The 25,597-nt window shown below is 71.5% G+C and carries 16 protein-coding genes; 11 read left to right on the forward strand and 5 right to left on the reverse strand.

What is annotated here, in order from left to right; genetic code table 11:
- Together ACIHCL_RS16225 and ACIHCL_RS16230 are read left to right on the forward strand one after the other, a co-directional pair.
- A partial coding sequence (locus tag ACIHCL_RS16225) for an SUKH-4 family immunity protein (protein ID WP_399862094.1) occupies positions 1 to 1,110 on the forward strand: 1,110 nt, incomplete at its 5' end.
- Between the two features lie 208 nt (positions 1,111 to 1,318).
- A complete protein-coding gene (locus ACIHCL_RS16230) occupies positions 1,319 to 2,278 on the forward strand; it encodes a cellulose-binding protein (protein WP_399862095.1) in 960 nt (319 codons plus the stop codon).
- A 146-nt stretch (positions 2,279 to 2,424) separates the two neighbouring features.
- On the opposite strand, the gene ACIHCL_RS16235 is transcribed toward ACIHCL_RS16230, so the two are convergent.
- From ACIHCL_RS16235 to ACIHCL_RS16245, 3 genes are all read right to left on the reverse strand, one after another.
- On the reverse strand, positions 2,425 to 2,652 hold the full coding sequence (locus ACIHCL_RS16235) for a DUF397 domain-containing protein (RefSeq protein ID WP_399862097.1): 228 nt from the start codon (positions 2,650 to 2,652) through the stop codon (positions 2,425 to 2,427).
- 66 nt (positions 2,653 to 2,718) lie between these two features.
- Positions 2,719 to 2,859, reverse strand: a complete 141-nt coding sequence (locus tag ACIHCL_RS16240; protein ID WP_399862099.1) for a DUF397 domain-containing protein — start codon at positions 2,857 to 2,859, stop codon at positions 2,719 to 2,721.
- Positions 2,822 to 3,736 (reverse strand): Scr1 family TA system antitoxin-like transcriptional regulator, encoded by a 915-nt coding sequence (locus ACIHCL_RS16245; RefSeq protein ID WP_399862309.1) that lies wholly within the window; start codon positions 3,734 to 3,736, stop codon positions 2,822 to 2,824. Before ACIHCL_RS16245 ends, ACIHCL_RS16240 begins: the two co-directional genes overlap by 38 nt.
- 179 nt (positions 3,737 to 3,915) lie before the next feature.
- Here ACIHCL_RS16245 and ACIHCL_RS16250 point away from each other — a divergent pair, with 179 nt between their 5' ends.
- Positions 3,916 to 4,443, forward strand: coding sequence for an ATP-binding protein (locus tag ACIHCL_RS16250; RefSeq protein ID WP_399862101.1), 528 nt, complete (start codon positions 3,916 to 3,918; stop codon positions 4,441 to 4,443).
- 108 nt (positions 4,444 to 4,551) lie between these two features.
- Here ACIHCL_RS16250 and ACIHCL_RS16255 read toward each other — a convergent pair whose 3' ends face one another.
- Both ACIHCL_RS16255 and ACIHCL_RS16260 read right to left on the reverse strand, forming a co-directional pair.
- On the reverse strand, positions 4,552 to 6,189 hold the full coding sequence (locus ACIHCL_RS16255; RefSeq protein ID WP_399862103.1) for a cation acetate symporter: 1,638 nt from the start codon (positions 6,187 to 6,189) through the stop codon (positions 4,552 to 4,554).
- Entirely contained in the window at positions 6,186 to 6,632 is a 447-nt protein-coding gene (locus ACIHCL_RS16260; protein WP_399862105.1) for a DUF485 domain-containing protein, read from the reverse strand. The genes ACIHCL_RS16255 and ACIHCL_RS16260 overlap by 4 nt, the downstream gene beginning before the upstream one ends.
- 917 nt (positions 6,633 to 7,549) lie before the next feature.
- On the opposite strand from ACIHCL_RS16260, the gene ACIHCL_RS16265 reads away from it, so the two are divergent.
- The 8 genes from ACIHCL_RS16265 (at position 7,550) to ACIHCL_RS16300 (ending at position 25,562) form a co-directional block, all read left to right on the forward strand.
- The gene (locus tag ACIHCL_RS16265; protein ID WP_399862107.1) at positions 7,550 to 12,844 is read left to right on the forward strand and encodes a DUF6923 family protein; all 5,295 of its coding nucleotides are present in this window, start codon (positions 7,550 to 7,552) and stop codon (positions 12,842 to 12,844) included.
- A gap of 424 nt (positions 12,845 to 13,268) precedes the next feature.
- The gene (locus ACIHCL_RS16270; protein WP_399862109.1) at positions 13,269 to 14,057 is read left to right on the forward strand and encodes an ABC transporter ATP-binding protein; all 789 of its coding nucleotides are present in this window, start codon (positions 13,269 to 13,271) and stop codon (positions 14,055 to 14,057) included.
- Positions 14,054 to 16,639: an ABC transporter permease gene (locus tag ACIHCL_RS16275; protein WP_399862111.1), complete on the forward strand. Its 2,586-nt coding sequence runs from the start codon at positions 14,054 to 14,056 to the stop codon at positions 16,637 to 16,639. Before ACIHCL_RS16270 ends, ACIHCL_RS16275 begins: the two co-directional genes overlap by 4 nt.
- A gap of 494 nt (positions 16,640 to 17,133) precedes the next feature.
- A complete protein-coding gene (locus ACIHCL_RS16280) occupies positions 17,134 to 17,409 on the forward strand; it encodes a hypothetical protein (protein ID WP_399862113.1) in 276 nt (91 codons plus the stop codon).
- Between the two features lie 9 nt (positions 17,410 to 17,418).
- On the forward strand, positions 17,419 to 19,422 hold the full coding sequence (locus tag ACIHCL_RS16285; protein ID WP_399862115.1) for a BTAD domain-containing putative transcriptional regulator: 2,004 nt from the start codon (positions 17,419 to 17,421) through the stop codon (positions 19,420 to 19,422).
- Positions 19,423 to 19,427: 5 nt separating this feature from the next.
- A complete protein-coding gene (locus ACIHCL_RS16290; protein WP_399862117.1) occupies positions 19,428 to 21,839 on the forward strand; it encodes a TOMM precursor leader peptide-binding protein in 2,412 nt (803 codons plus the stop codon).
- Positions 21,829 to 23,904 carry a TOMM precursor leader peptide-binding protein gene (locus tag ACIHCL_RS16295; protein ID WP_399862119.1) on the forward strand — a complete coding sequence of 692 codons (2,076 nt, stop codon included), beginning with the start codon at positions 21,829 to 21,831 and terminating at the stop codon, positions 23,902 to 23,904. The genes ACIHCL_RS16290 and ACIHCL_RS16295 overlap by 11 nt, the downstream gene beginning before the upstream one ends.
- A 77-nt stretch (positions 23,905 to 23,981) precedes the next feature.
- The gene (locus ACIHCL_RS16300) at positions 23,982 to 25,562 is read left to right on the forward strand and encodes a nitroreductase family protein (protein ID WP_399862121.1); all 1,581 of its coding nucleotides are present in this window, start codon (positions 23,982 to 23,984) and stop codon (positions 25,560 to 25,562) included.
- Positions 25,563 to 25,597 lie beyond the last annotated feature (35 nt).

Below are 25,597 nucleotides of genomic sequence, written 5' to 3' on the forward strand. Positions count from 1 at the left end.
GCCGACCCGAGCATGGGTGGCCCCGGTGCTCCGCAGCCTCCCGGCCCTCCCGGGGTCCCTGGTGGGGCCGGTGCCGTACCGCCTCCTGGGCACACCCCGCCGCCTCAGGCGTACGGATATCCGCAGCCGTCCGGGCAGCCGACCGTCGGGCCGGGCTACCAGGCCGTACTGCGCTACCGCGCGCCCGACGGCAGCGAGCAGCAGCTGATCCGCCGCTCGGCGCCCGGGACTCCGCACCCGGAGTGGCAGATGCTCTACGAGCTGCGGGCGATGAACGTGCCGCCGCAGCAGGTCATCGAGCTGCACACCGAGCTGGAGTCGTGCGAGCTGCCGGGTGGCTACTGTGCGCGGATGATCCGTGAGACCTGGCCGCAGGTGCGGATCACCAGCGTCGCCCCGTACGGAACCGATCACGCCAGCCGGCAGCAGGGCATGCAGCATCTGCTGACGCATCAGGGCGAACTGCACCAGGTGGCGGACGGTCCGGCCCGTCCGGCGCCGGTGCGGGCGCCGCTGCCGCAGATGCCGCCCGCGCCCGCGCTGCCGCCGGACGGCATCGCCCAGGAGATGGTGCAGGCCTTCGGCCCGCAAGGCATCCTGCGCTTCGACCAGCGTTCGGTGTCCCGGCAGGGCGTGCCCGAGATCGTGGCGCAGGCGCTGGTGTGGGCGGGGCTGCCCGCCGACTTCGGGCCGTTCTTCTGGGCGCAGCCCGCGCAGCCGGTGGTGCCGACGCTGGCCGAGCTGGCCGCGCAGCGGCAGGTGCAGGCGGCGTCGGACGCGGGTGCGTACCTCGTGCTGGGGACCGACTTCGGCCGGGCGGTCTGTGTCCAGTACGGGACCGCGAACATCGTGGCCGTGCCGGTCGAGGCCGGGCCGGACGGGCAGCCTGGGGCGCCGCAGTTCGTGAACACCGGGCTGCCGGAGTTCCAGCGCTCGATGGCCTTGCTCGGCCGGATGTGGCGGCTGCGCTTCGGGCTCAACCCGGAGCAGGCGGGCCGCTGGACGGTCGACTTCCAGGCCCAGCTGGCCGCGTTGGACGCGGCGGCGCTGGCGTCGCCGGAGAGCTGGTGGTCCGTACTGCTCGAACAGATGTGGGACGGGCTGCTCTGACAGCGCGGATGGGCTGAACCGGCGAATGTGGTCGGGCCTGCGGGATCGGCGCCCGGCTCCTGGAAAGGGGCCGGGCGCCGTGGTGTGCGGTGCCTGTGATGCCTGTCGCTTCCGTCCGGAATGCAGCTGATCGATTCCGACTTCTTGGCCAATTGCCGCATCCTTGACGTATTGCTGCTGTTCGGCGAGTCGGAAAGAGGCTTGAGGCATGAGTTCTGCACCGGGGTCCGGACTTGGCTACGTCGGCGTACGGGGGCGCGGTTACCGTCCGGAGCAGGTGGACCGGTTCCTGGCCGGGTTGGTTGCGGAGCGGGACGAGTCAAGGGAGCGGGTGTCCCGACTGACCGCGAAGCTGGAGGAGCTGTCGGCCGAGGCGGTCCGGCTGCGTGAGGTGGTCGCCACGCTCGCCCCGCAGGACTACGCCTCGCTCGGTGAGCGCGCCCAGCGGATCCTGGCGCTCGCGGAGGGCGAGGCCGATTCCATGCGGAGCGCCGCGCAGGAGGAGGCGCAGACGGTGCGGGACGCGGCGGACGAGGCGGGCCGGGCGGTGCGCGGGTCGGCGCGGACGGATGCCGAGGCGATGCGTGCGGCGGCCGGGGAGTACGCCGAGGAGACGGTGGCCGCGGCTCGGAAGGACGCCGTGGGGATCGTTGCCGAGGCCGGTACGGAGGCCGAGCGGACGCGGGAGGACGCGCGGTTCGTGATGGAGGAGACGCGCCGTCGTACCGAGAGCGTCCTCGCGCACCAGGAGCAGGAGCACGCCGAGCGGTGGAAGGCGGCCGAGGACGAACTGGCCGACGCCGAGGCGGCGCAGGCGGCGCGTCACGACGAGCTGACCGACCAGGCGGAGGCCCGGCTGGTCGAGGCGCGGCGGGATCGGGACCGGGCGGAAGAGGCCGCACGACACACCCGGGAGGACGCGGACGCGCGAGCGGCGGAGCTGACGGCGGCGGCCAGGGCCGGCGAGGAGCGGGTGGTCCGGGAGACGGAACGGGTGCTGCGGGAGCACGAGGAGGCGCGAGAGGAGGTGCACGCGCACATGACGCATGTGCGCAACTCGCTGGCGGCGCTGACCGGGCGGGTGGCCCCGGCCCCGGCGGAGGAGGCGCCAGAGGCTGAGCCCGAGTCGGACGCGGAGCCGGGGTCCAGCGCGAAGCCGAAGGACTGAGCCGCCGGGTGACCTGAGGGTGGAAGCACGTGTACCAGGGCGTGGCCGCCCGGTTCGAGGTCACCCGACAGCCATCCGAGGCGGAAGGCCGGCCCCAGCCCCGACGACGGGCGGAGCGATGCATGCCACGGAGGCTCCGGCGTCGGCTACCGGCCGGGGTGGAAGCGGTGGTCGTTCTTCAGTTCGTCTATGAACGAGGTCCAGGAGTGCGTGGGGAAGGTGAGTGCCGGTCCGTCGGTCGTCTTGCTGTCACGGACGGGGACGGCTCCGGGGAATTCGTCCGCCACCTCGACGCAGTTGCCTCCCTCCTGATTGCTGTAGCTGCTTTTGCGCCAGGCGGCGGCGGTCAAATCGGGACGGGGCGGTCGCGTCATGGTGGTTGTCCTCCATCGCGGATCGGATCATGCGGTGGCGAGCGGGTTGTTCTGAGGGCCCGCTGATTACCGGCCGGGGTGGAAGCGGTGGTCCTTCTTCAGCTCGTCTATGAACGAGGTCCAGGAGTGCGTGGGGAAGGTGAGTGCCGGTCCGTCGGTCGTCTTGCTGTCACGGACGGGGACGGCTCCGGGGAATTCGTCCGCCACCTCGACGCAGTTGCCTCCCTCCTGATTGCTGTAGCTGCTTTTGCGCCAGGCGACGGCGGTCAAATCGGGACGGGACGGTCGCGTCATGATGGTTGTCCTCCATCGCGGATCGGATCGTGTCGAGCGACATATGAGGGGGCAGAGCCGCTGCCCGGAGGTGATCGTAGGTCACCGCGAAGCGCCTGACCTCCTCCGATTCCTCGATCAACTGGCCGTAGTGCGCGCCTTCCGTGTAGGCGGCCTCCGTGCCGTCGGGAAGGTCCAGAACGGTCAGTGAGCCGCCCAGGACATCATGCTCGCCGTGGGCGAACGGCAGTACCTGCACGGTGATGTGGGGTTCCTCGGCAGTGGCCAGCAGACGGGCCAGTTGGTCCCGCATGACGTCCGGCCCGCCCACCGGGCGCCGCAGCACGGCTTCGTCGAGGATCACCCACAGCTCGGGGCGGTCGGCACCGCGCAGGCGCTCTTGGCGGACCATGCGCGCCGACAGCCTCTCCTCCAGGTGTTCTTTGTTCCTGAGCGTGCGTCCGACGCTCAGGAGCGCCCGTGCGTAGGGCTCGGTCTGGATCAGGCCCGGCACGACATGCGCGGCGTACTCCCTGATCGCCCGCGCCCGTGCCGAGAGGGTCATGAACGCCTGCACCCAGTCCGGGAACGCCTCCCGATAGACGTACGGCCACAGGTCGACCAGCAGGTCGTCCGCCACCAGCGCGGCGTCCAGGGCCTGGGCCAGCTCCTCGGACGGCTTGGCCCCGGAGGCCCGCTCGATCTGGGTGATGCGGGTGCTGACGACGTGAGTCATGCGCCCCAGCTCGGCCTGGGTCAGCCCGGCCGCCTTACGGAGTCTGCGTACGCGTGAGCCGAACAAAGCGGCCATCGATTGCTGGGGGTCGATCGCTTTGGCCATGGCGTCACTTCCTCTGCTTACGGCCCGGATGGTAATGCTTCGTCACCTTCCGACCCTAGGTATGCCGGTCGATTCTTGACTGCGGAACGTAGCGGATTCCGCACTCTGTGGGATGCGTGAGGAACGATTGGATGGGAAGGGCGCGCACCATGCTCAGGACAGTGACTGTGCCGGACAACGGGCCGGAGCGGGAGCCGGATAGGGCTCAACACGCGGAAGTGCGGGAGCCGGAGGCGTGCGAAGGAGGCCAGCGGTCTTTCTTCTCACGCCAGTTCCCTTCCACCGCTCGCGGTGCCCGGCTCGCTCGGCGGGTGACGGTGAGGCATCTCGACCAGTGGGGGTTCCCGCCGATGTCGGATACCTCCTGCACTGTTGCCCTGGTGGTCGCCGAGCTCGCCGCCAACGCTGTGCGCCATGGCCGGGTCCGGAGCAGGAACTTCCTTCTGAGCGCGACGTATGAGACGAGCGTCCGGCGTATCCGCGTCGAGGTGTCCGACGCGTGCCCGGAGCTGCCGCCCGTCGACCCGTCCAGCCCGGCCGGTGACGAGGAGTCGGGGCGCGGTCTGGTCCTCGTCGACGTGCTGGCGGCTCGGTGGGGAGCGGTTCCCCGTACTCCCTTCGGGAAGACGGTGTGGGCGGAGTGCGACACCGAACCGACAGCCTTTGGCGGTCGGTGACCGGAGCGGTCGGACGATCCTCCAGCGCGCTGCACCGCCGCACCGATCGCACTCCCGGAGCGGTCGGGAGCCCCGCTCCGCTCGAAGCCCCCGCTCCGGTCGGATCCGTCATCCGCCACGCGACACTGGCGCCGCGCCTACTGGGGCCGCGCCCGCCAGGATGCGTGGTTCCTCGCCCTGGTAGAGGCGGCGGGCCACAGGTGCCGCGTGGCGGGGGAGGACCGTGCCGAGCCAGCCGGCCAGGAAACCGGCCGGGATGGAGACGAGACCGGTCGTGGTGTACGGGAACCAGTTGAAATCGAGGTCCGGGAAGACCGAGGAGGGCGAGCCCGAGACCAGGTTGGTGCCGGTGATCAGCACCATCACGCTGGCGGTGCCGACGATCAGGGTGCTGAGCAGCCCGGTGCGGGTGAAGCGTCGCCAGAACATGCTGTAGATGAGGGCCGGGGCCAGGGCGGATGCCCCGACGCAGAACGAGAGCGTGGCCAGGGCCTGCACGTTCCAGTGCCGGGCCCCGACGGCGAGGCTCGTGGCGAGGATTCCGACGACGATGGCGGACATCTGGGCCGCTCGCATCTCGGAGAGGCCCGGCAGCGGTTTTCTGGCGGGGTCGCGTACCCCGTGCAGTCCGTGAGCGAAGAGGTCGTGCGCGAGGGAGTTGGCGCAGGCCAGGATCATTCCGGCGACGGAGGCGAGCAGGGTCAGGAAGATCGCGGTCGTCATCGTCGTGACGACCAGGGCCCCGAACCGGCCGCCGCTCGCGACCGCCCCGGTGATCTGGAGGATCGCGCTGTTGCCGGAGGCCCCGGCGGCGGTGACGCGCTCGTGGCCGACGAACGCGGCGGTGCCGAAGCCGATCACGACGAGCAGCAGACAGATCCCGGCCACCACAGCGACGGCCCAGGACAGTGTGCGGCGTACGACCTGTGAGGACCGGGCGCTCGTCAGGCGCATGGTGACGTGCGGCAGACAGGCCGCGCCGAGCACGACGGTCAGTTCGGAGCTGACCATGTCGAGCCCGCTGCCATTGAACTGGAGCCCGGAGCGGAGGTACGCGGCTCCCGCGCCGCTGCCCTGCCGGGCGGCGGAGAGCAGGGCGTCGATGTCCCAGCCGAACCGGTTCATGACCATGACGGCGATGGTGAACGAGGCGACGAGGAGGACGACGGTCTTCACGATCTGGATCAGGGCGGTGCCCCGCATGCCGCCGATCGCCGCGTAGCCGATCATCAGCGTGCCGAGGCCGATGATGGCGCCCGTGCGGAACAGGGAGCTGTCGAATCCCAGGATGAAGGCGAGCAGGTCGCCGCTGCTGGCGAGTTGGACGACCATCATCGGGATGAGTGCGGCGATCGTGGTGGCGCAGGCGGCGATGCGGACCGCGCGGCCGGGGGCGCGGCGTACGAAGACATCGCCCATGGTGAACCCGCCGACGTTGCGCAGGGGTTCGGCCAGCAGGAACATCAGCAGGACGAGCGAGAGGGTGATGCTCAGGGCGAGGATCATCCCGTCGTACCCGGTGAGGGCGATGATGCCTGTGGTGCCGAGGACCGTGGCGGCGGAGAGGTAGTCGCCGGCGAGGGCGAAGCCGGCACGCCGCGGGGACAGGGTGCGGGAGCCGGTGTAGAACTCGTCGAGGTCGTCGCGGTCGGGGCCGACCAGCACGCAGAGCAGCAGGGCGAGGGTGCCGACGGCCATGAAGGCCACCAGCGACATCGACCGCGCGGACTCGTCGAATCCGTTCACTGTCCGGCTCCCCTGCTGCGGAGCCGGGCGGCGAGCGGGTCGACCGTGCGCCGGGCGGTCCGTTCGTATCGGACGATCGCGAGCAGGATCACGGGCAGTTGGCAGATTCCGAGTGCCAGACCGAGGGGGAGACCGCCGAACAGGGGTTGTTCGAGGCGTTCCTTGGCGAAGCCGGAGAGCACCAGGAAGACGAGGAAGTAGCCGAGTGCGGTCAGGACCGCGACGCGTCTGAGTGTCCGGTACGAGGTGCGCAGTCGGCGCAGATCGCCGTGGCGGGTGGGCCGTTGGTCGGGCGTATGGGCGGTGGGCGTCCGGGCGGGAGAGGAAGGGGGCGAGGAGGTTCCCGGCGTCGGCGTCGATGCCAGGGGCGGCAGGGGCTGCGAGTGCTGCCAGGGCAGCAGGTAGTCGGCCTGCTGCGGGGGTGGGGGGTTTCCGTGCGACATCGGCGTGCTGCTCCTTGCATGGCTCGGTTCCTGGCTGGACGGCAAGGCAGGAGTGCGGGTGGGGAGTGCTGTCGGAAGCGTGAACATTACTCGCCGGTATGCGGTGTTGGGGAGTCCTTGGCCCGAACTGCCGACGCGATTGGCTCAGTTGTGTGAGGTGACACCGGAGCCGAGTCGTCGGGGTGTCGTCGCGGTGCCGAGTGGGTGCCGCCCCGATGTCGACCGGGCGTCGTCCGGGCATCGTCCAGCGCCCCGCCGACGGAGCCGGGCATCGAGAGCGGGGGCGCTCCGGTGCCGCCCCGATGCCGTCCAGGTGCGGCTGTCGTCCGGGTGTGGTCCGGGAAGCGTCAGGGCCCGCCCGGTGCCCGTGCGACTCCTCGGTGCGCAGGGTGGCCGCGTGGGTCCCTCGTACGAGGGACCTCCGGCCTCGGACGGCCCGCCGCCGACCGTGTGGTCCCTGCTCATCCGGCCGAGGTTCTCCCGCCTTGTCTGGCACGGGCGAAACGCCATGTTTGCGAGAGAACCGGCAAATCATGCTGAACGGCCGGTTCGGTGCTTTACTTCGATCTTAGGTTTAGATGCCCACACCGTCACATATGTGGCCTCTATGGGTATCTGACGCCATGAGTCACTGGATGTCTCACATAGAGGGGTAGCCAGGAATGGATGGACTGAGGCGGTTCCGTGCCGTCATGCATGAGCCCGGGGGAGGACGGCCGGAGTGGTCGTCGGCGCCCCGACCTGGGACGCAGGGGGGCGAGAGGGCCCGCATGACATGGGGCGAGGCTCAGGGAGGCCGTGTCGGGCCCAGACGTAAGCCGGGAGGGTTCTGAATGGCCATCAAGCGCACCCGTCGGGGGCGACACAGACGAAGCCGTTCGCTCGCCGGTGTCCTGTCGATGGTGTTGGTGTCGGGGATGACCGCCCTCGCGGCCCCGCTGTTCACCGCCCCCGCCTCATACGCGGCGGCCGGTGACCCCTTCGACCCGGCCGACCCGACGGTCTTCGTCGCGCAGGACATGCCCACGCGCCTCTACAAGGCGATCACCGGGGCCTCCGGCAGCGTGACCTTCCAACCCGAGGGCGGGGCCGTAGCCGGACTCACCTACAACGCCATCGGCTACAACCCGGCGGACAACTACCTGTACGGGGTGGTCGGGGGCGCGTCGACCGCCATGCCGATCGGCTCGATCATCCGGATCGGGCAGGGGGGCGTCGTCACCCGCGTGGGCAACGAGGCCAAGGTGGGCTCGTTGAACTGGGGCGCGTTCGCCCCGGACGGCGGTCTCTACGTGGGTTCCACGGCCACCGACGTGGCCTATCGGGTGGACGCCGCCACCGGCAAGGTGACCTCGACGATCCAGTTGCCCATGGTGCCGACCGCCTCCGATCTCACGTACGCGGACGGCTACTTCTGGGGCCTCGATCCAAGTGGCAAGGTGGTCCGTGTCGACCTCCTGGGCGCGACCAAGACAGTCACGACCTTTGGCGCGGTGGTTCCGGCGACCGCCAGCGGATTCGGTGCGGCCTGGACGTTCGGTAATGGCAATATCGGCATCTCCGACAATGTGTCAGGCACCGTCTACCAGATCAAGATCACCAACCCGGGGTCGGCGAATCCGACGTTCACCCTCGTCTCCTCCTCACCCGGCCCCGCCAGCGGCAACAATGACGGCGCGGCCTCGCCCGGTCTGCCCACCGACCTCGCGCTCGTGAAGAAGGGCCCCGAGACGTTCAAGCCGGGGACCCCCGTCACCTACACCCTCACGGTGAAGAACAACGGGCCCGGCAACTCCAGTGGCTACACCGTCACGGACGTGGTTCCGGCACCGCTCACCAACGTCAAGAGCTCGACGCCGGGCTGCACGGTGGCCGGCAACACGGTGACCTGTGTCGGCGGCCGTACTCTCGCCGGTGCGGAGAACACGATCACCATCACCGCGGACAGCCCGGCCGGGATGACCAAGCCGGTGACCAACACCGCGAAGGTCGTCGCCAACGAGAAGGACCCGACCCCGGACAACAACGAGTCCTCGACCGAGGGCGCTCCCCTCGTCCCGGGGCTGTCCGTGCGTAAGACGGCCGACCCCCAGACCGTGAAGGCCGCGGGCGAGAAGATCACGTACTCGTTCGTGCTGACCAACACCGGGAACGTGGAACTGAAGGACCTGGCCGTCAAGGAGACCTCGTTCTCCGGCACCGGCACCGCGCCGGTGGCGGACTGCCCGGACGGCCCGCTGGCCCCGGGCAAGAGCGTGACCTGCACCGCCACGTACACGGTTACCCAGAAGGACATCGACGCGGGTTCGCTGGAGAACACCGCCACCGGCACCGGCACCCCGCCGGACGGGGGTGAGCCCGTGGTGTCGCCTCCGTCCGAGGCGAAGGTCTCTGCGCCGCCCGAGGCCGCTCTGACGGTTGTCAAGTCGGGGCAGAGCGAGAAGCCCGACAAGCTGGTGGCCGGCGAGAAGGTCGAGTACGCCTTCGTGGTGACGAACACTGGCAACGTCACGTTGAAGGACGTGAAGGTGAAGGAGGGGGACTTCACTGGTAGCGGCACGCTGTCGGACGTGGTCTGCCCGGCTGGTGCCGCGTCCCTCGCGCCTGGTGCGAATGTGACGTGTTCGGCGTCGTACGAGGTGACGCAGGCGGATGTGGATGCGGGTTCGATCAAGAACTCGGCGACGGCCACGGGTACGCCGCCGGGTGAGACCGAGCCGCCGGTGTCGCCTCCGTCGGAGGTTGAGGTTCCGGCGCCTGGAAAGCCTGACCTGAAGGTCGTCAAGTCGGCGACTACGGAGAAGCCGGGCGAGCTGGTGGCCGGTGAGAAGGTCGAGTACGAGTTCGCGGTCACGAACACCGGCAACGTCACGCTCAAGGACGTCAAGGTGAACGAGGGTGAGTTCACCGGGACCGGGAAGCTGTCCGACGTCGTCTGCCCGGCCGGCGCTGCATCGCTGGCACCTGGTGCGAGCGTGACGTGTTCGGCGTCGTACGAGGTGACGCAGGCGGATGTGGATGCGGGTTCGATCAAGAACTCGGCCACGTCCACGGGCACCCCGCCTGGTGGGACCGAGCCGCCGGTGTCGCCTCCGTCGGAGGTTGAGGTTCCGGCGCCTGGAAAGCCTGACCTGAAGGTCGTCAAGACGGCCACGACGGACAAGCCCGGCGAACTGGTCGTGGGCGAGAAGGTCTCCTACGAGTTCCTGGTGACGAACACGGGCAATGTGACGCTGAAGGACGTCAAGGTGAAGGAGGGTGAGTTCACCGGGACCGGGAAGCTGTCCGACGTTGCCTGCCCCGCCGAGGCCGCATCCCTCGCGCCTGGTAAGAGCGTGACGTGTTCGGCATCGTACGAGGTGACGCAGGCGGATGTGGATGCGGGTTCGATCAAGAACTCGGCCACGTCCACGGGCACCCCGCCTGGCGGGACCGAGCCTCCGGTGTCGCCTCCGTCGGAGGTTGAGGTTCCGGCGCCTGGAAAGCCTGACCTGAAGGTCGTCAAGACGGCCACGACGGACAAGCCCGGCGAACTGGTGGCTGGCGAGAAGGTCTCCTACGAGTTCCTGGTGACGAACACGGGCAATGTGACGCTGAAGGACGTCAAGGTGAAGGAGGGTGAGTTCACCGGGACCGGGAAGCTGTCCGACGTTGCCTGCCCCGCCGAGGCCGCATCCCTCGCGCCTGGTAAGAGCGTGACGTGTTCGGCGTCGTACGAGGTGACGCAGGCCGACGTCGACGCGGGTTCGATCAAGAACTCGGCCACGTCCACGGGCACGCCGCCCGGTGGGACCGAGCCGCCGGTGTCGCCTCCGTCGGAGGTTGAGGTTCCGGCGCCTGGAAAGCCTGACCTGAAGGTCGTCAAGACAGCCACGACGGACAAGCCCGGCGAACTGGTGGCCGGTGAGAAGGTCGAGTACGAGTTCGCGGTCACGAACACCGGCAACGTCACGCTCAAGGACGTCAAGGTGAAGGAGGGTGAGTTCACCGGGACCGGGAAGCTGTCCGACGTCGTCTGCCCGGCCGGCGCTGCATCGCTGGCACCTGGTGCGAGCGTGACGTGTTCGGCGTCGTACGAGGTGACGCAGGCCGACGTCGACGCGGGTTCGATCAAGAACTCGGCCACGTCGACGGGTACGCCGCCTGGTGGGACCGAGCCGCCGGTGTCGCCTCCGTCGGAGGTTGAGGTTCCGGCGCCTGGAAAGCCTGACCTGAAGGTCGTCAAGACAGCCACGACGGACAAGCCCGGCGAACTGGTCGTGGGCGAGAAGGTCTCCTACGAGTTCCTGGTGACGAACACGGGCAATGTGACGCTGAAGGACGTCAAGGTGAAGGAGGGTGAGTTCACCGGGACCGGGAAGCTGTCCGACGTTGCCTGCCCCGCCGAGGCCGCATCCCTCGCGCCTGGTAAGAGCGTGACGTGTTCGGCGTCGTACGAGGTGACGCAGGCCGACGTCGACGCGGGTTCGATCAAGAACTCGGCCACGTCCACGGGCACCCCGCCTGGTGGGACCGAGCCGCCGGTGTCGCCTCCGTCGGAGGTTGAGGTTCCGGCGCCTGGAAAGCCTGACCTGAAGGTCGTCAAGACGGCCACGACGGACAAGCCCGGCGAACTGGTCGTCGGTGAGAAGGTCGAGTACGCCTTCCTCGTCACGAACACCGGCAATGTCACGCTGAAGGACGTGAAGGTGAAGGAGGGTGACTTCACCGGGAGCGGCAAGCTGTCGGATGTGGTCTGTCCTGCTGGGGCTGGTTCTCTGGCGCCTGGTAAGAGCGTGACGTGTTCGGCGTCGTACGAGGTGACGCAGGCGGATGTGGACGCGGGTTCGATCGAGAACTCGGCGACGGCCACGGGTACGCCGCCCGGTGAGGGCGAGCCTCCGGTCTCGCCTCCGTCGAAGGTCAAGGTTCCGACACCCCAGGAGCCCGCGCTGACCGTCGTCAAGTCGGCGTCGACCGAGAAGCCCGGCGAGCTGGTGGCCGGTGAGAAGATCGACTACGCCTTCGTGGTCACGAACACCGGCAACGTCACGTTGAAGGACGTGAAGGTGGACGAGGGTGAGTTCACCGGGAGCGGCAAGCTGTCGGATGTGGTCTGTCCTGCTGGGGCTGGTTCTCTGGCGCCTGGTAAGAGCGTGACGTGTTCGGCGTCGTACGAGGTGACCCAGGCCGACGTCGACGCGGGTTCGATCAAGAACTCCGCGACGGCCACGGGCACCCCGCCGGGCGAGACCGAGCCTCCGGTCTCGCCTCCGTCGGAGGTCGAGGTTCCGGCACCGCCGAAGCCCGCGCTGACCGTCGTCAAGACGGGGAAGGCCGAGAAGCCCGGTCAACTGGTGGCCGGCGAAAAGGTCGACTACGCCTTCCTCGTCACGAACACCGGCAATGTGACCCTCAAGGACATCACGGTGAAGGAGGGTGAGTTCACCGGGTCGGGCAAGCTGTCCGAGGTGGTCTGCCCCGAGGGCGCCGAGTCCCTCGTGCCCGGTGCGAGTGTGACGTGTAAGGCGTCGTACGAGGTCACGCAGGCGGATGTGGACGCGGGTTCGATCGAGAACTCCGCGACCGCCACGGGCACGCCGCCCGGTGGGACCGAGCCCCCGGTCTCGCCGCCGTCGAAGGTGACGGTCCCGCCCACCGGTGAGGGACTGCTCGACCTGGTCAAGACCGCCAAGCCTGTCGACGTCAACAAGAACGGCAGGACCGACCTCGGCGACCGCATCGAGTGGACGCTGAAGGTGTCCAACAAGGGCACCCGTACCGTCACCGACATCAGGGTCTCGGACCCCACCGCCGGTCAGGTGACCTGCCCGGCGACGAGCCTGGCACCGGGAGCGTCGATGGACTGCACCGCCCCGGCGCACACCATCACCGCCAAGGACGTGACGAACGGAAAGGTCGTCAACAAGGCAACCGCCTCCGGGAAGTCGGGCGACAAGGAGATCTTCTCCCCTGAGGCCAGCTCCACGGTGAAGGTCAAGCCGGACGACAAGCCCACCGGACCGGGTGCCCCCAACGGACCGGGCACCCCGAACGGCCCGAACACCCCGTACGTCCCGGGTGCCGGACCGAATCCGCCGGTCCACAAGTCCTCCGGGCCGCTGGCGTCCACGGGTGCGAAGGCACTCACCCTCCTCGGGATCGGTGGCGCGCTGTTGGCCGCCGGTGGACTCGCCCTCGGCCTCAGCAGGAGAAGGAGCCGCACCAACTGAAAGATCTGTCCAACAGGTTGAACAGAACCGGCCCTGAACCGGCCCGGGACTGACTCGACCGCACCAGCCGGCGCCCGCCTGGCACACGGAACGACCGTGAGCCCGGCGGGCGCCTCATGTTTCCGGGCGGAGCTTTCCGGGGCGGAAGCGCCCTTAAGGGCCGCCCCCCACACAGACCGGGGGGTGGTTCGTCCCGTCGGAGGACGTGGTGGTGGCGAGCCGTTCCCTAGCGTGTTTGTCACAGCGCGCCGCCGTACCGCGAGCGCCGCCGGCCACGGGCCGGTCCGCAGCGGTGGCCGGGGCGGGGTGGGGAAAACCCCACTCGAAGACGGGGCCGCGCACCAGCGCGCCGGAGCCCCGCGAACACCAGGCTTGTACCCGTACACCGGGACATCCGACCAGCAAGCGAAATAGGAGACAAAGAGTGACAACGGCTGTGACCATTCCCAGGCATGCGGGCACTGGAAGGCGGACGGCCGTTGCCGCGCGGGCACGTCAGGTCGTCAAGGCGTACGGGTCGGGGGAGACCCGGGTCGTCGCGCTCGACCACGTCGACGTCGACATCGACCGCGGGCGGTTCACCGCCATCATGGGCCCGTCGGGGTCCGGCAAGTCGACCCTGATGCACTGCCTCGCCGGGCTGGACACCGTGACGGCCGGTCAGATCTTCCTGGACGAGACGGAGATCACCGGGCTCAAGGACAAGAAGCTCACCCAGCTCCGCCGCGACCGGATCGGCTTCATCTTCCAGGCGTTCAACCTGCTGCCCACGCTCAGTGCTCTGGAGAACATCACGCTCCCGATGGACATCGCGGGGCGCAGGCCCGACGCGGCCTGGCTCCAGCAGGTCGTGGAGACGGTCGGCCTCGCCGGGCGGCTGAAGCACCGGCCCACCGAACTCTCCGGCGGCCAGCAGCAGCGGGTCGCGGTGGCCAGGGCGCTCGCCGCCCGGCCCGAGATCATCTTCGGTGACGAGCCCACCGGGAACCTGGACTCGCGAGCCGGCGCCGAGGTGCTGGGCTTCCTGCGCAGGTCCGTCGACGAACTGGCCCAGACCATCGTCATGGTCACCCACGACCCGGTGGCCGCCTCCTACGCGGACCGGGTGCTGTACCTCGCCGACGGGCGGATCGTCGACGAGATGCGCGACCCGACCGCCGACCAGGTCCTGGACCGGATGAAGGACTTCGACTCGCGCGGGCGGACGTCGTGACCATCTGGAAGACATCGAGACGCAACTTCCTCGCGCACAAGGGACGTATGGCGCTGTCCGCCGTCGCCGTCCTGCTGTCGGTGGCGTTCGTGTGCGGGACGCTCGTCTTCACCGACACCATGAACACCACGTTCGACAAGCTCTTCGCCGCGACCGCGGCCGATGTCACCATCGCCCCGAAGACCGACGAGGAATCCGAAGGGCGGTCGGCGAACGGCAAGCCCGCCACGGTGCCCGCCTCCGCCGTCGCGAAGGCCGCCGCGGCCACCGGCGCGAAGGACGCCGAGGGAGTGGTGAGCAGCTCGTCCGTGACCGTCGTCGACGCGCACGACAAGAACATGGGCTCGACGACGGGCGCCCCGACGATCGCGGGCAACTGGACGAGGAACAGCCTGCGTTCCATGGAGATCGGATCGGGCCGCGCGCCGCGCGGGCCGGCCGAGGTGATGGTCGACGCCGACACCGCGGACAAGCACCACCTGAAGCTCGGCGACACCCTGCGCACCATCACCCCGAACGGCGACATCAGGGCGCGGATCAGCGGCATCGCCGTGTTCAAGGTCACCAACCCGGGTGCGGCGGTCGTCTACTTCGACACCGTCACCGCACAGACCAAGCTGCTCGGCGCCGACGACGTCTTCAGCGGGGTGCAGGTGAACGCCGAACCCGGCCTCTCGCACGCCGAGTTGAAGAAGAACGTGTCCGCCGCGCTCGGTGACACCGCCGGGTACGAACTGCGCACCCAGCAGGAGTCCGCGGACCTGAGCAAGGACTCGATGGGCGCCTTCCTCGACGTGATGAAGTACGCCATGCTCGGCTTCGCCGGGATCGCCCTCCTCGTCGGCGTCTTCCTGATCGTCAACACCTTCTCGATGCTGGTCGCCCAGCGCACCCGCGAGATCGGTCTGATGCGGGCGATCGGATCGAGCCGTGAGCAGGTCAACCGGACCGTGCTGATCGAGGCGCTGCTCCTCGGCGTCGTCGGCTCCGTGCTCGGCGTCGGCGCCGGGGTCGGCCTCGCCGTCGGTCTGATGAAGCTCATGGGCGCCATGGGCATGGAACTGTCCACCGGGGACCTCACCGTCGTGTGGACGACCCCGGTGACGGGGCTCGTGCTCGGTGTCGTCGTCACCGTCGTCGCCGCGTACATCCCGGCCCGGCGTGCGGGGAAGATCTCCCCGATGGCGGCCCTGCGCGACGCCGGGAACCCCGCGGACGGCCGTGCCGGACGGGTGCGGGGCGTGCTCGGCGCGGTCCTGACCCTCGCCGGTGGTGCCGCGCTGTACGCGGCGACGCGGGCCGACGCCTCGGGCGAGGGCTCGGCGTGGCTCGGTGCCGGAGTGGTTCTCAGCCTGATCGGCTTCATCGTGGTCGGCCCGCTGCTGGCCGCCTTCGTGGTCCGGCTGCTCAGCGCGGTCCTGCTGCGGGTCTTCGGCTCCGTCGGGCGGCTCGCGGAACGCAACGCGCTGCGCAACCCGCGCCGCACCGGGGCGACCGGTGCCGCCCTGATGATCGGCCTCGCCCTGGTGGCCGGCCTCTCCGTGGTCGGTTCCTCCCTGGTCGCCTCGGCCACCGACGAGCTCGACCGGTCGGTCGGCGCCGACTTCATCGTCCAGTCGACGGGGGGCTCGGGCGCGCTCATCGTGGACCAGGCGGCGAAGGCCGTGAAGGCCGTGCCGGAGATCGAGCACTTCACCTCCTACAAGTCCGTCGGCGCCAAGCTCACCAACCCCGACGGCAGCACCGCGCAGGAGCGGCTGTCCGCCGCCGACCCCACGTACCCGCGGGACCTGCGCCGTGTGACGGTCGCCGGGAAGCTCGCCGACGCGTACGGCGAGGACGCCATGTCGGTCGGGGAGAAGTACGCCGCCAAGCACCATGTGAAGGTCGGCGACCGGATCACCGTCGCCTTCGCGGGCGGCAGGACGGCGGCTCTGAAGGTGGCCGCGATCACCTCGGACGAGGCGAACGTCGACAAGGGCGCGCTGTACACCAACATCACGACCGCCGCCCGGTACCTGCCCGCCGACGCCATGCCGGACGACATGCTGATGTTCGCGAGGGCCGTGGACGGCAAGGAGAAGGAGGCCTACGACGGGCTCAAGGACGCCCTCGCCGCGTACCCGCAGTACGAGGTGCGGAACCAGGCGGACTTCAAGGAGATGATGGAGGACCAGATCGGCCAGCTCCTGAACATCGTCTACGGCCTGCTGGCGCTCGCGATCATCGTCGCGGTGCTCGGGGTGGTGAACACCCTCGCGCTGTCGGTGGTCGAGCGGACCCGCGAGATCGGCCTGCTGCGGGCCATCGGTCTCTCCCGCCGTCAGCTCCGGCGGATGATCCGCCTGGAGTCCGTGGTCATCGCGGTCTTCGGCGCCCTGCTCGGCCTCGGCCTGGGCATGGGCTGGGGCACGGCGGCGCAGCGGCTGCTGGCTCTGGAGGGGCTCGGCGTCCTGGAGATCCCCTGGCCGACGATCCTCACGGTCTTCGTCGGGTCGGCCTTCGTCGGCCTGTTCGCGGCCCTGGTCCCCGCCTTCCGGGCGGGCAGGATGAACGTCCTGAGCGCGATCGCCGCCGACTGAGACGCTGGCCGCCGACTGCGGCGCTCACCACCGGCTGCGGGGCGGCGCCGGCCCGGGTGGTCGGCACCGTCCGGGGCGAGCGGCACCGGTCGAGCCGGTCGAACCGGTTCGGTACCGGCTGGAGCGGCCGGCACGGGCCGGCGTGGTCGGCGACGGCCCAGGCGACCGGCGCCGGCCCGACACGACCGGCACCGGTCGGCGGGGAGCGCCGTCGATCGGGGTGGTGGCCGCCCGCGTAGGATGACCGATCGGCCCCGGGGTGTTCCTCCAACACCCCGGGGCCGTCGTCGTGTCATGCCGTGTCATGAAGTGTCGCGTCGTGATGTGCCCTGTCCGCGCTGCCCGGATGCTCCGTGTGCGGGGCGCCGGTTGCACGAAGCTGCCGCGCGGCGTGCAGCAAGCTGACACGACCGGGCCCGTTCGTGCCCCTTGCTCGCTGGCATCGTCGTCGTGCCGGGACCCCCCGGCAGGACGTACCAGCCGAAGGGGAAAACGTGTTCAGTTCTTCGCTTTCACGGAAGCCGGCCGCCCTCGTGCGTACCGTCGCCGCCACCGGCCTGGTTCTCGCCGCGTTCACCTTCGGCGCCGGTACGGCGTCCGCCGCCACCGTTCCCGTTGAGCGGACCGCCTCTTCGCAGGCCGAGACCGTCGGGGGCCTGCCCGCGTACGTCGTCCAGCGCGTCTGTACGGAGGCGGAGGCGATCGTGGCGCAACTGCCCCTGACCTCCGCACCGGTTCAGGTGTGCAAGCTGGTCAACGGCTGGGACTAGACAGCGGTGATGCGGTTTCAACTGCTGGGTCCGCTGACCCTCACGGACGGGCCCGAAGCCGTGGTGCTCCAGCCGTCGAAGCCGACCATCCTGCTGGCGGCGCTGCTTCTGCACGCCAACTCCGTCGTGTCCGCCGACCACCTCCAGCGGGCCGTGTGGGGGGAGGAGCAGCCGGCCACAGCCAAGGCCGCGCTCCAGACCTGTGTGCTGCGGCTGCGCAGGCTCTTCGCCAAGCACGGAGTGACCGAGACGTCGATCGAGGCGGTACCGGGCGGCTATCGGATCACCGCCGGACCGCACACCCTCGACCTGCTCGGCTTCCGGGAACAGGTGCGGCGCGCGGAGCTCCTGTCGCACGACCCGGAGGCGGAGCTGTGCGAGCTGAAGGACGCGTTGTCGCTGTGGCAGGGCTCCCTGCTGGCCAACGTGCGTTCCGACGTGCTGCACCGGGATGAGGTGCCGCGCCTGGCCGAGGAACGGCTGCGCAGTGTGGAACGGGTCTGCGATCTGCTCCTGGGGCTGGGCCGGTACGGCGAGGCCCTCGTCGAACTGTGGACTGCTACGCGCGTATACCCGGGACACGAGCGGCTGCACGAGCAGCTGATCGAGGCGCTGTACCGGACGGGGAGGCAGACGCAGGCGCTCGCCGAGTACCGGCGGGTGAAGGGGTTCCTGCTCGATGAACTGGGCGTCGACCCCTCGCCCGCCCTCCAGCAACTGGAACTCGCGATTCTGCGCGGTGAGGACCTGAGCGGTGCGGATGGTCGGGCGCCCCTGGTGCTGCGCCCCGCCGCACGGATCCTTGACGGGGGTGTCCGGGCGCTCGAAGGGCCGCCGGCCGGGGTGGCGGACGCTGCCGCACTCCCGGCGTCCGCCACCGTACGTCCGGCCGCCGCGCTCCCACCCGCGACGCCCGCGATTCCGCTCCCGGCGTCCGCGGGAGCGGATGAGCCGACGGCGCACGCGGACTTTGACGCGGCCGTAACGTCCGCCGTCACGGCCGCCCCGGGGCGGCCCACCGGCACGGCGGAGCCCGGAGCGATCGCCGACGCGGCCGGGCCGCCCGCCGTTCCCCCGGTGCCGAACTTCACCGGGCGGGAGGCCGAGACCGCCGCGGTGGCCGCCCGCCTCACCGCCCCGCTCGGCGAAGCCGTCCAGCACCCGCCCACGGTCCTGGTGTCGGGCGCGCCCGGCATTGGCAAATCGGCGCTCGCCCGGCACGTCGCCCACCTGGTGCGGGACCACTTCCCGGGTGGTCGGGCGCTGATCCGGATGACCCGGTCGGACGGAGAGGCGCGGGACGCCGACGGCATCGCGGCGGAGGCGACGGCCGCCCTGGGCGCCGGACGGGACGGCGAACGCGTCCTGCTCCTCCTCGACGACGTCGTGGACGCCGACCAGGTGCGTCCGCTGCTGCCCGCCGTGGCGCGGGCGCAGGGGGCCGTGATCGTCACCAGCCGGATGGGGCTCGCCGGACTCGTCGCCACGCACGGCGGCTGGGTGCAGCGGCTCTCCGCCTTCAGCGCGGCCGAATCGTACGCCCTGCTGCTCTCGGTGCTGGGTGGCGAGCGCGTCGAGGCGGAACCGGACGCCGCCCGGCGGCTGGCCGAGCTGTGCGGCCGGTTCCCGCTCGCCCTACGGATCCTGACGGCCCGTCTGCTGACCCGGCCCACGCTGGGGTTGGCCGACGCGGTCGACTGGCTCGGCGACGACCCGCTGGCCCGGCTCACCCTCACCGACTGTCCGGGGCTGTCCGTGACGGCGGTCCTCGACGGAGCCCTGGGCCGGCTCGACCCCCGACTGTCCGAGGCGTTCCTCCGGGTGGCCGCGGTCCCCGGGGACGGCTTCACGCCCGAGGACGTCCCGGCCGTCGGCGAGGCGGTCCTGGAACGGCTCGCCGACGCCGGGCTGCTGGAGGACGGCCCGCCCGGCCCGTACCGGATCCACGCACTGCTCCGCGCCCACGCACGAAGAACCGACCAGGAACGCATCCGCCGCACAGAGAAGGTGTGACCCCCATGGCCGAGACCCCCGAGAGCACCCCCGGCAGCGTCCGGAACACCGCCGAGAGCGCCCCCGACAGCCCCCGGAAGACCACCGGCGGCGCCTCGGCGTCCGCTGCCCCCGCGGCGCCCGCATCCGTGTCCACCGCCACGTTCGACGCGCTGGCCGCGACCAGGCCGCGCATCCGCCGGGACGTGCTGTTCACCGAGACGCCCGGCGGGGTGCTCTTCCACAACGCCGACGGCGGGTTCCACCTGGCCGGGCGCACCGCCTACCGCTTCGCCTCCCTCGTCGTCCCGCACCTCACCGGCCACCACCGGCTCGCCGACCTCTGCGCGGGCTTCGGGCCGTCCCAGCGCGCGATGGCGGCGGAACTGATCAAGACGCTGTACGAGCGGGAGTTCGCCCGTGACGTGCCCGAGCCCGGCACCGGGCCCGAGGCGGTGCCGGAGGAGGCCGCGGAGCGGTTCGCCGCGCAGATCGCCTATGTCGACCACTACGCCGACGGCGCGTCCGAGCGTTTCGCCCGCTTCCGCGCCACCCGGGTCGCGGTCCTCGGCGATGACGAGACCGCCCGCTGGTGCGCGCTGAGCCTGCTGCGCAACGGCTGCGTGCGCATCGGTACGACGACGGAGTTCGCCGACGTCATGGCCGAGGCGGGCCGGGTGGCGGCGCGCGCGGACCGGGTCACCTCCGGGGCGGGGGCGGGCTGGGCGGACCTCGACGGCTACGACGTGGTCGTGGTGACCGGCGCCGGGGCCGGGCCGCGCACCCACCGGCTGCTGGCCGCCGGGGTGCCCGAGGGCCGGACCCTGATCCCCGCCTGGCTGTTCGGCGAGCGCCTGGTCGTGGGCCCGCTCTCCACCGCGTCCTCCACCGGCTGCTGGTCCTGCGCCGTGCTGCGGCTGGGCGGCAACGTGGCCGCGGGGGAGGCCGCCGAGCTGTGGAGCCAGGCGGCGGGTGCCGCACCGGCGTCCCCGGTCGCCCTGGCCGGGCCGGTCGCCGCGATGGTGGGCAACCTCCTGGGCTACGAGATCTTCCGCCTCACCACGGGCGCGCTGCCCGCCGAGACGGACGGCCAGGTCCTGATCCAGGACCTGGCGTCGCTGGACGTGATGTCGGAGCCGGTCCGGCCGCACCCCCGCTGCGGGCGCTGCGCCGCCCTTGACGACCGCGAGCCCGCCGCTCTGCCCGAGGGGCTGGCGCTGCCGGTCACCCCGACCGTGGAGACCGCCCGTGACGCGGAGGCCATGGTCGACGAGCTGAACCGGTACAGCGCGGCCCTGGTCCGCCCGCACACCGGGATCTTCCGGCGCTGGGACGACGAGGCGCTGACCCAGACCCCGCTGAAGATCAGCCGGGTCGAAGTGGCGCTCGGGGCCGGGGAACGGCGGCGGATCGCCGCCTTCGACGTGCACCACCTGGCGGGGGCGCGGATGCGGGCCCTGTACGCGGCGGCGACCGCGTACGTCGAGCACGTGGTGCCCCTAGGGGCTGCCGGGGACGTGGTGGCGGACCGGGTGCTCGGGCCGGACGCGCTGACCACCGGCGGTGGCACCGGGGCGCTCCCGGACACCTGGACCGTGGCCACCTCGCTCATCGGCAAGGAGCCGGTCCGGGTGCCCGCCGCGGCCGTACGGAGCTTCGGGGCGCACAACCGGGAGCGCATCCATCTCGCGACCACCGCCGGCGCGGGCGCGGGTGCGGACGACCGGGAGGCGGCCGGCACCGGTCTGATGTCCGCGCTGGCGCACGACGCGCTGCTTCGGGCACTTCGGGGCGCGACGGAGGTCCGCCCGGTCGCCGCGGACGGAAAGGCGGAGGGAACGGGGGCCGTGGCCGGGACCTCGGACGGGACCGGATCCGGGACCTCGGCCGGCGACGGGACCGGAGCCGTGGACACGCGCGGGTCCGGGGCCGACCCGGAGCTGGTGTTCCTGCTGAAGTCGGCGGCCAACCTGGATCTCGGCGTGGAACTGCTGGACCTCGGCGAGGAGGAGCGCACCTCGGCCCATGTGGTGCTGGTCCGGGAGGCCGAGGGCGGGAACGCCCGGGGGCGCTGGGCGGTCGGCGCGGGGCTCTCGCGCCGCGCGGCGGCCTGCGCGGCGCTGCGGGACCTGCTCGGGCAGGCGCAACTGGCCGTCGAGGACCCGAAGACCCCGGTCGACACCGGGGACCCGCTGGTCCGTGATCTGGCGGCGGCGAGCATCGCGGTGACCGGCGGCCCGGTCGCCGTCGACGGGCCCACGACCACGTTCGGCGCGGTCCTCGACCGGCTCCGGCTGGCCGGACGTGACGCCCTGTACCTGCCGACCACCCCGGCCGACCTCGCCGCGGGCGGCATCAGCACCGCCCGGGTGCTGCTCACGGTAGGCGCGGCCGACGGCGGGACGGCGGACGGCGAGGGCGGCTCCGATGCCCGCTGACACGACCCACGCGGTGGGCACCGCCGCCCCGGCCGCCACCGCCGCCCCGGCCGCCACCGCTGCCCCGGCCGGCGCCCCGGTCCGGGAGGAGTCCCCGCCGGTCCGCTCCGCGCGTCTCCTCGCGGCGGCGCTCCGGGAGGCGCTGGCCCGCCACGGGACGCAGCCCCGGCTGGACGTGGCGCCGCTCGGCGTGCGCGACGCCTTCGCGGACGAGGCGGCGGCCCGAGCGACGGACGAACCGGTGGGCACCGGCCTCCCGGCCGCCCGGGAGGCCGGGGCGGCCGTCCCCGACGTGCCCGTCCGGTTCTACGGGCGGCACGCCGTGGTCGGTCCCTTCGCGCCCCGTGGGGGAGCCGGCGGCCGGACCTGTGTCCGGTGTCTGGAGCGGCGCTGGCAGGCGGTCCGCTCCGTGGCGCTGCGCGAGGCGCTGGAGCTCGGCTCGGGCACCCGGGCCGCCGGGGACTCCCCGTACGTCACCCCGTTCGCCGCGCACGCCCTCGCGGGGCTGATCGCCGCCCGGCTGGCCGGTGACGGGCCGGCGACCGGCGCCCGCCCGGCCGTGCACCTGGTGGACCTGGAGACCCTGATGGTCCGTCACTACCCTTTGGTGCCCGACCCGGAGTGCCCCCGGTGCGCGGAGCCGGAGCCCGACACCGCCGAGGCTGCGGTGCTCACCCTGCGCCCCGCGCCCAAGCGCCGCCCCGGCGGCTTCCGGGTCCGGGACATCGAGGCGTACGACCTGCCGATGGAGCCCTACGCCAACCCGGTGTGCGGGTCGCTCGGCCCGTCCGTCGTCCAGGACGTCTCCTCCACTTCCACGTCCGCCACCATCGGCTGTTTCTCCATGCGCTCGGCGGAGTACCTGCGCGAGACGTTCTGGGGCGGGCACGCCGACACCTTCGCCGAGAGCATGCGGATCGGGGTGCTGGAGGGCCTGGAGCGGTATGCGGGCATGCGGTCGCGGGCCAAGCGGGCCGGGATCACGGACTCCCTGGACGCGCTGCGGGCCCGCGGCGAGCACGCGCTCGACCCCAGGGTGTGCGGGCTGTACTCGGACGACTTCCACCGGGCCAACCCACGGGTCGTCCCGTTCGCCCCGGACCGTTCCATCCCCTGGGTGCAGGGCTGGTCCCTGCGCGACCGGCGCACGGTGCTGGTGCCCGAGGTCCTCACCTACTACCACGCGCCCGGTCTGGAGAACCGCTTCGTCCAGGAGAGCTCCAACGGCTGCGCCTCCGGCGGCTGCCTCGAAGAGGCCGTCTACTTCGGACTGATGGAGGTCGTCGAACGCGACGCGTTCCTGCTCTCCTGGTACGGGCGGGCCGCGCTGCCGGAGATCGACGCGGCCACCAGCCGCCGCCCCGCCACCCGGCAGATGGTCGACCGGCTGGAGATGTACGGGTACGAGGCCCGGTTCTTCGACACCCGGATCTCCTTCCCGATCCCCGTCGTGACCGGTGTGGCGGTGCGCCGGGACGGCGGGCCGGGCCTGATGTGCTTCGGCGCCGGGGCCGGACTCGACCCGGAGGCGGCCCTCGCCGGGGCGCTGTGCGAGATCGCCACCGACGCGGTGAACCTCCCCCAGCGCACCGGACGCGACCTGGAGCGGCTGCGCGCCATGGCCGCCGACTTCGACCGGGTCGAGGCGCTGCACGACCACCCGCTGGTCTACGGCCTGCCGGAGATGGGCCACCATGCCCGCTTCCTGCTCGGCGAACCGGGCGCGCCCCGCCCCCCGAAGCGGTCCTTCGCCGAGCTGTACGAGGACGGTTCGGTGCTGCCCGTCTCCGACGACCTGCGCGAGGACCTGACCGTCTGCGTGGACGCCGTCACCGCCGCCGGGTTCGACGTGATCGTCGTCGACCAGACCATGCCGGAACAGCGCGAACTGGGGCTCACCACGGTCAGTGTCCTGGTGCCGGGGCTGCTGCCGATCGACTTCGGCTGGAGCCGTCAGCGGGCGCTCGGCATGGACCGGCTGCGCACCGCCCTGCGCGCGGCCGGGCTGCGCGCGGACGACCTGACCGACGCCGACCTCAACCCCGCCCCGCACCCCTTCCCATGACCACCGGTCCCGACCCGCCCCGGCCGGGACCGCACCCCCGACCCCGCACCCCCTTTTCGTGACCGAGGAGCCCGCCCATGGGGTACGCCCATGAATACGCCGCCGCGATCCTTCAGCGCGGCCGGGTCCCGATGGACCCCGCCGACTTCGTGCCGAACTGGTCGGACGGCCCGCGCAAGACCAAGTTCTACCCGGGCACCGACAGCCTGCCGCTGCCCGACTGCGACTACCCCGCCCACGCGGACCTGGACCGGGGCCTGGCCCAGGACACCGGCGCGGACGACGCGTTCGACCTGGCGCTGCTCTCCGGGATGCTCCGCGACTCCTACGGACTGACCGGGCGCCGCCTCGGAGTCCAGGCCAACACCGACCTGAGCGCCCTGCCGTACTACCCGCTCGCCAACTGGTCCCGGGGGACCGCGTCCGGCGGCGGCCTCTACCCGGTGGCCGTGCACTGGGTCTCCGGGCCCAGCGGCCCCGTACCGCCGGGGGTGCACCACTACTCCGTCCGGCACCACGCGATGCGGCGGCTGCTGACCGGCGATGTGACCGGCGAGGTGCGGGCGGCGCTCGGGGACGGGGCGCCGGGGCCGGACACCGACCAGTACCTGGTCCTGACCATCAAGTACTGGCAGAACGCCTTCAAGTACAACAACTTCTCCTTCCACGCCGTGTCCATGGACCTCGGAGCGTGCGTCCAGACCTGGCGGCTGTGGGCCGGGGCGCGCGGGCTGTCCGTGGAGCCCGCGCTGTGGTTCGACGAGGAGCGGATCGGCCGGCTGCTCGGCGTGGACCCGGAGGCGGAGGGCGTCTTCGCCGTCGTGCCGCTGAAGTGGGCGGGCGCCACCGCCCCCGCGCCGTTCCCGTCCCCGCCGCCGGTGTCCGTGCGCCACCGGGACCAGGAGCGCTCGCGCACCGTCCTCGCCTTCGACGCGCTCCGGCGCATGCAGGCCGTCACCGCCGCCGGTGCCACCGAGCGCCCCGCACCCGAGGCGCTTGATCCCGCCGTCGCGCACCCCGCCGACCCGGACCGTACCGAGACGGCCCTGCCCGCCTGCTCGCCGCTCAGCACCGACGTACGCACCGCGCTGCGCACCCGCCGCAGCAGCTTCGGCCGCTTCGAGGCACAACAGCCCATCGGATCCGACCAGTTGGCGGCCTGCCTGGCGGCCTCCGTGGCCGGTTCACGGATCGGCGGGGACACCGGCGGGCAGCGGCTGGCCAAGCTCTACGCGTTCGTCTGCCACGTCGACGGCGTCGAGCCCGGCGCGTACGAGTACGACCCCGACGCGCACTCCCTGCGCCTGGTGAAGGCGGGCGATCCGGGCGGCTTCCTCCAGAAGAACTACTTCCTGTCCAACTACAACCTGGAACAGGCCGCCGCCGTCCTGGTGCCCACCGTCCGCACCGACGCCGTCCTCGACGCCGTCGGGGACCGGGGGTACCGCCTGGTCAACGCCGCCGTCGGGGCGATCGCCCAGACCGCCTACACCACCGCGTCCGCCCTCGGCATCGGCTGCGGGGTCGCGCTCGGCTTCGACAACATCTCGTACATCGAGGAACTCGGTCTGGAAGAGACCGGCGAGGCGCCGCTGCTGATCATGATGATCGGCAACGAGCGGCCCGCCCCGGCCGACTTCCGGTACGAGATCGCCTGAGCGCCTGTCGGGCGGCCACCCCGTGGCGACGACGA

The organism is Streptomyces sp. NPDC052042 (assembly GCF_044548345.1).
GTDB lineage: Bacteria > Actinomycetota > Actinomycetes > Streptomycetales > Streptomycetaceae > Streptomyces.

Coding starts and splice junctions, on each gene's coding strand:
- ACIHCL_RS16230 (WP_399862095.1), top strand. CDS start 1,319: ATGAGTTCTGCACCGGGGTCCGGACTTGGCTACGTCGGCGTACGGGGG.
- ACIHCL_RS16235 (WP_399862097.1), bottom strand. CDS start 2,652: ATGACGCGACCGCCCCGTCCCGATTTGACCGCCGCCGCCTGGCGCAAA.
- ACIHCL_RS16245 (WP_399862309.1), bottom strand. CDS start 3,736: ATGGCCGCTTTGTTCGGCTCACGCGTACGCAGACTCCGTAAGGCGGCC.
- ACIHCL_RS16250 (WP_399862101.1), top strand. CDS start 3,916: ATGCTCAGGACAGTGACTGTGCCGGACAACGGGCCGGAGCGGGAGCCG.
- ACIHCL_RS16260 (WP_399862105.1), bottom strand. CDS start 6,632: ATGTCGCACGGAAACCCCCCACCCCCGCAGCAGGCCGACTACCTGCTG.
- ACIHCL_RS16265 (WP_399862107.1), top strand. CDS start 7,550: ATGACCGCCCTCGCGGCCCCGCTGTTCACCGCCCCCGCCTCATACGCG.
- ACIHCL_RS16285 (WP_399862115.1), top strand. CDS start 17,419: ATGCGGTTTCAACTGCTGGGTCCGCTGACCCTCACGGACGGGCCCGAA.
- ACIHCL_RS16290 (WP_399862117.1), top strand. CDS start 19,428: ATGGCCGAGACCCCCGAGAGCACCCCCGGCAGCGTCCGGAACACCGCC.
- ACIHCL_RS16295 (WP_399862119.1), top strand. CDS start 21,829: ATGCCCGCTGACACGACCCACGCGGTGGGCACCGCCGCCCCGGCCGCC.
- ACIHCL_RS16300 (WP_399862121.1), top strand. CDS start 23,982: ATGGGGTACGCCCATGAATACGCCGCCGCGATCCTTCAGCGCGGCCGG.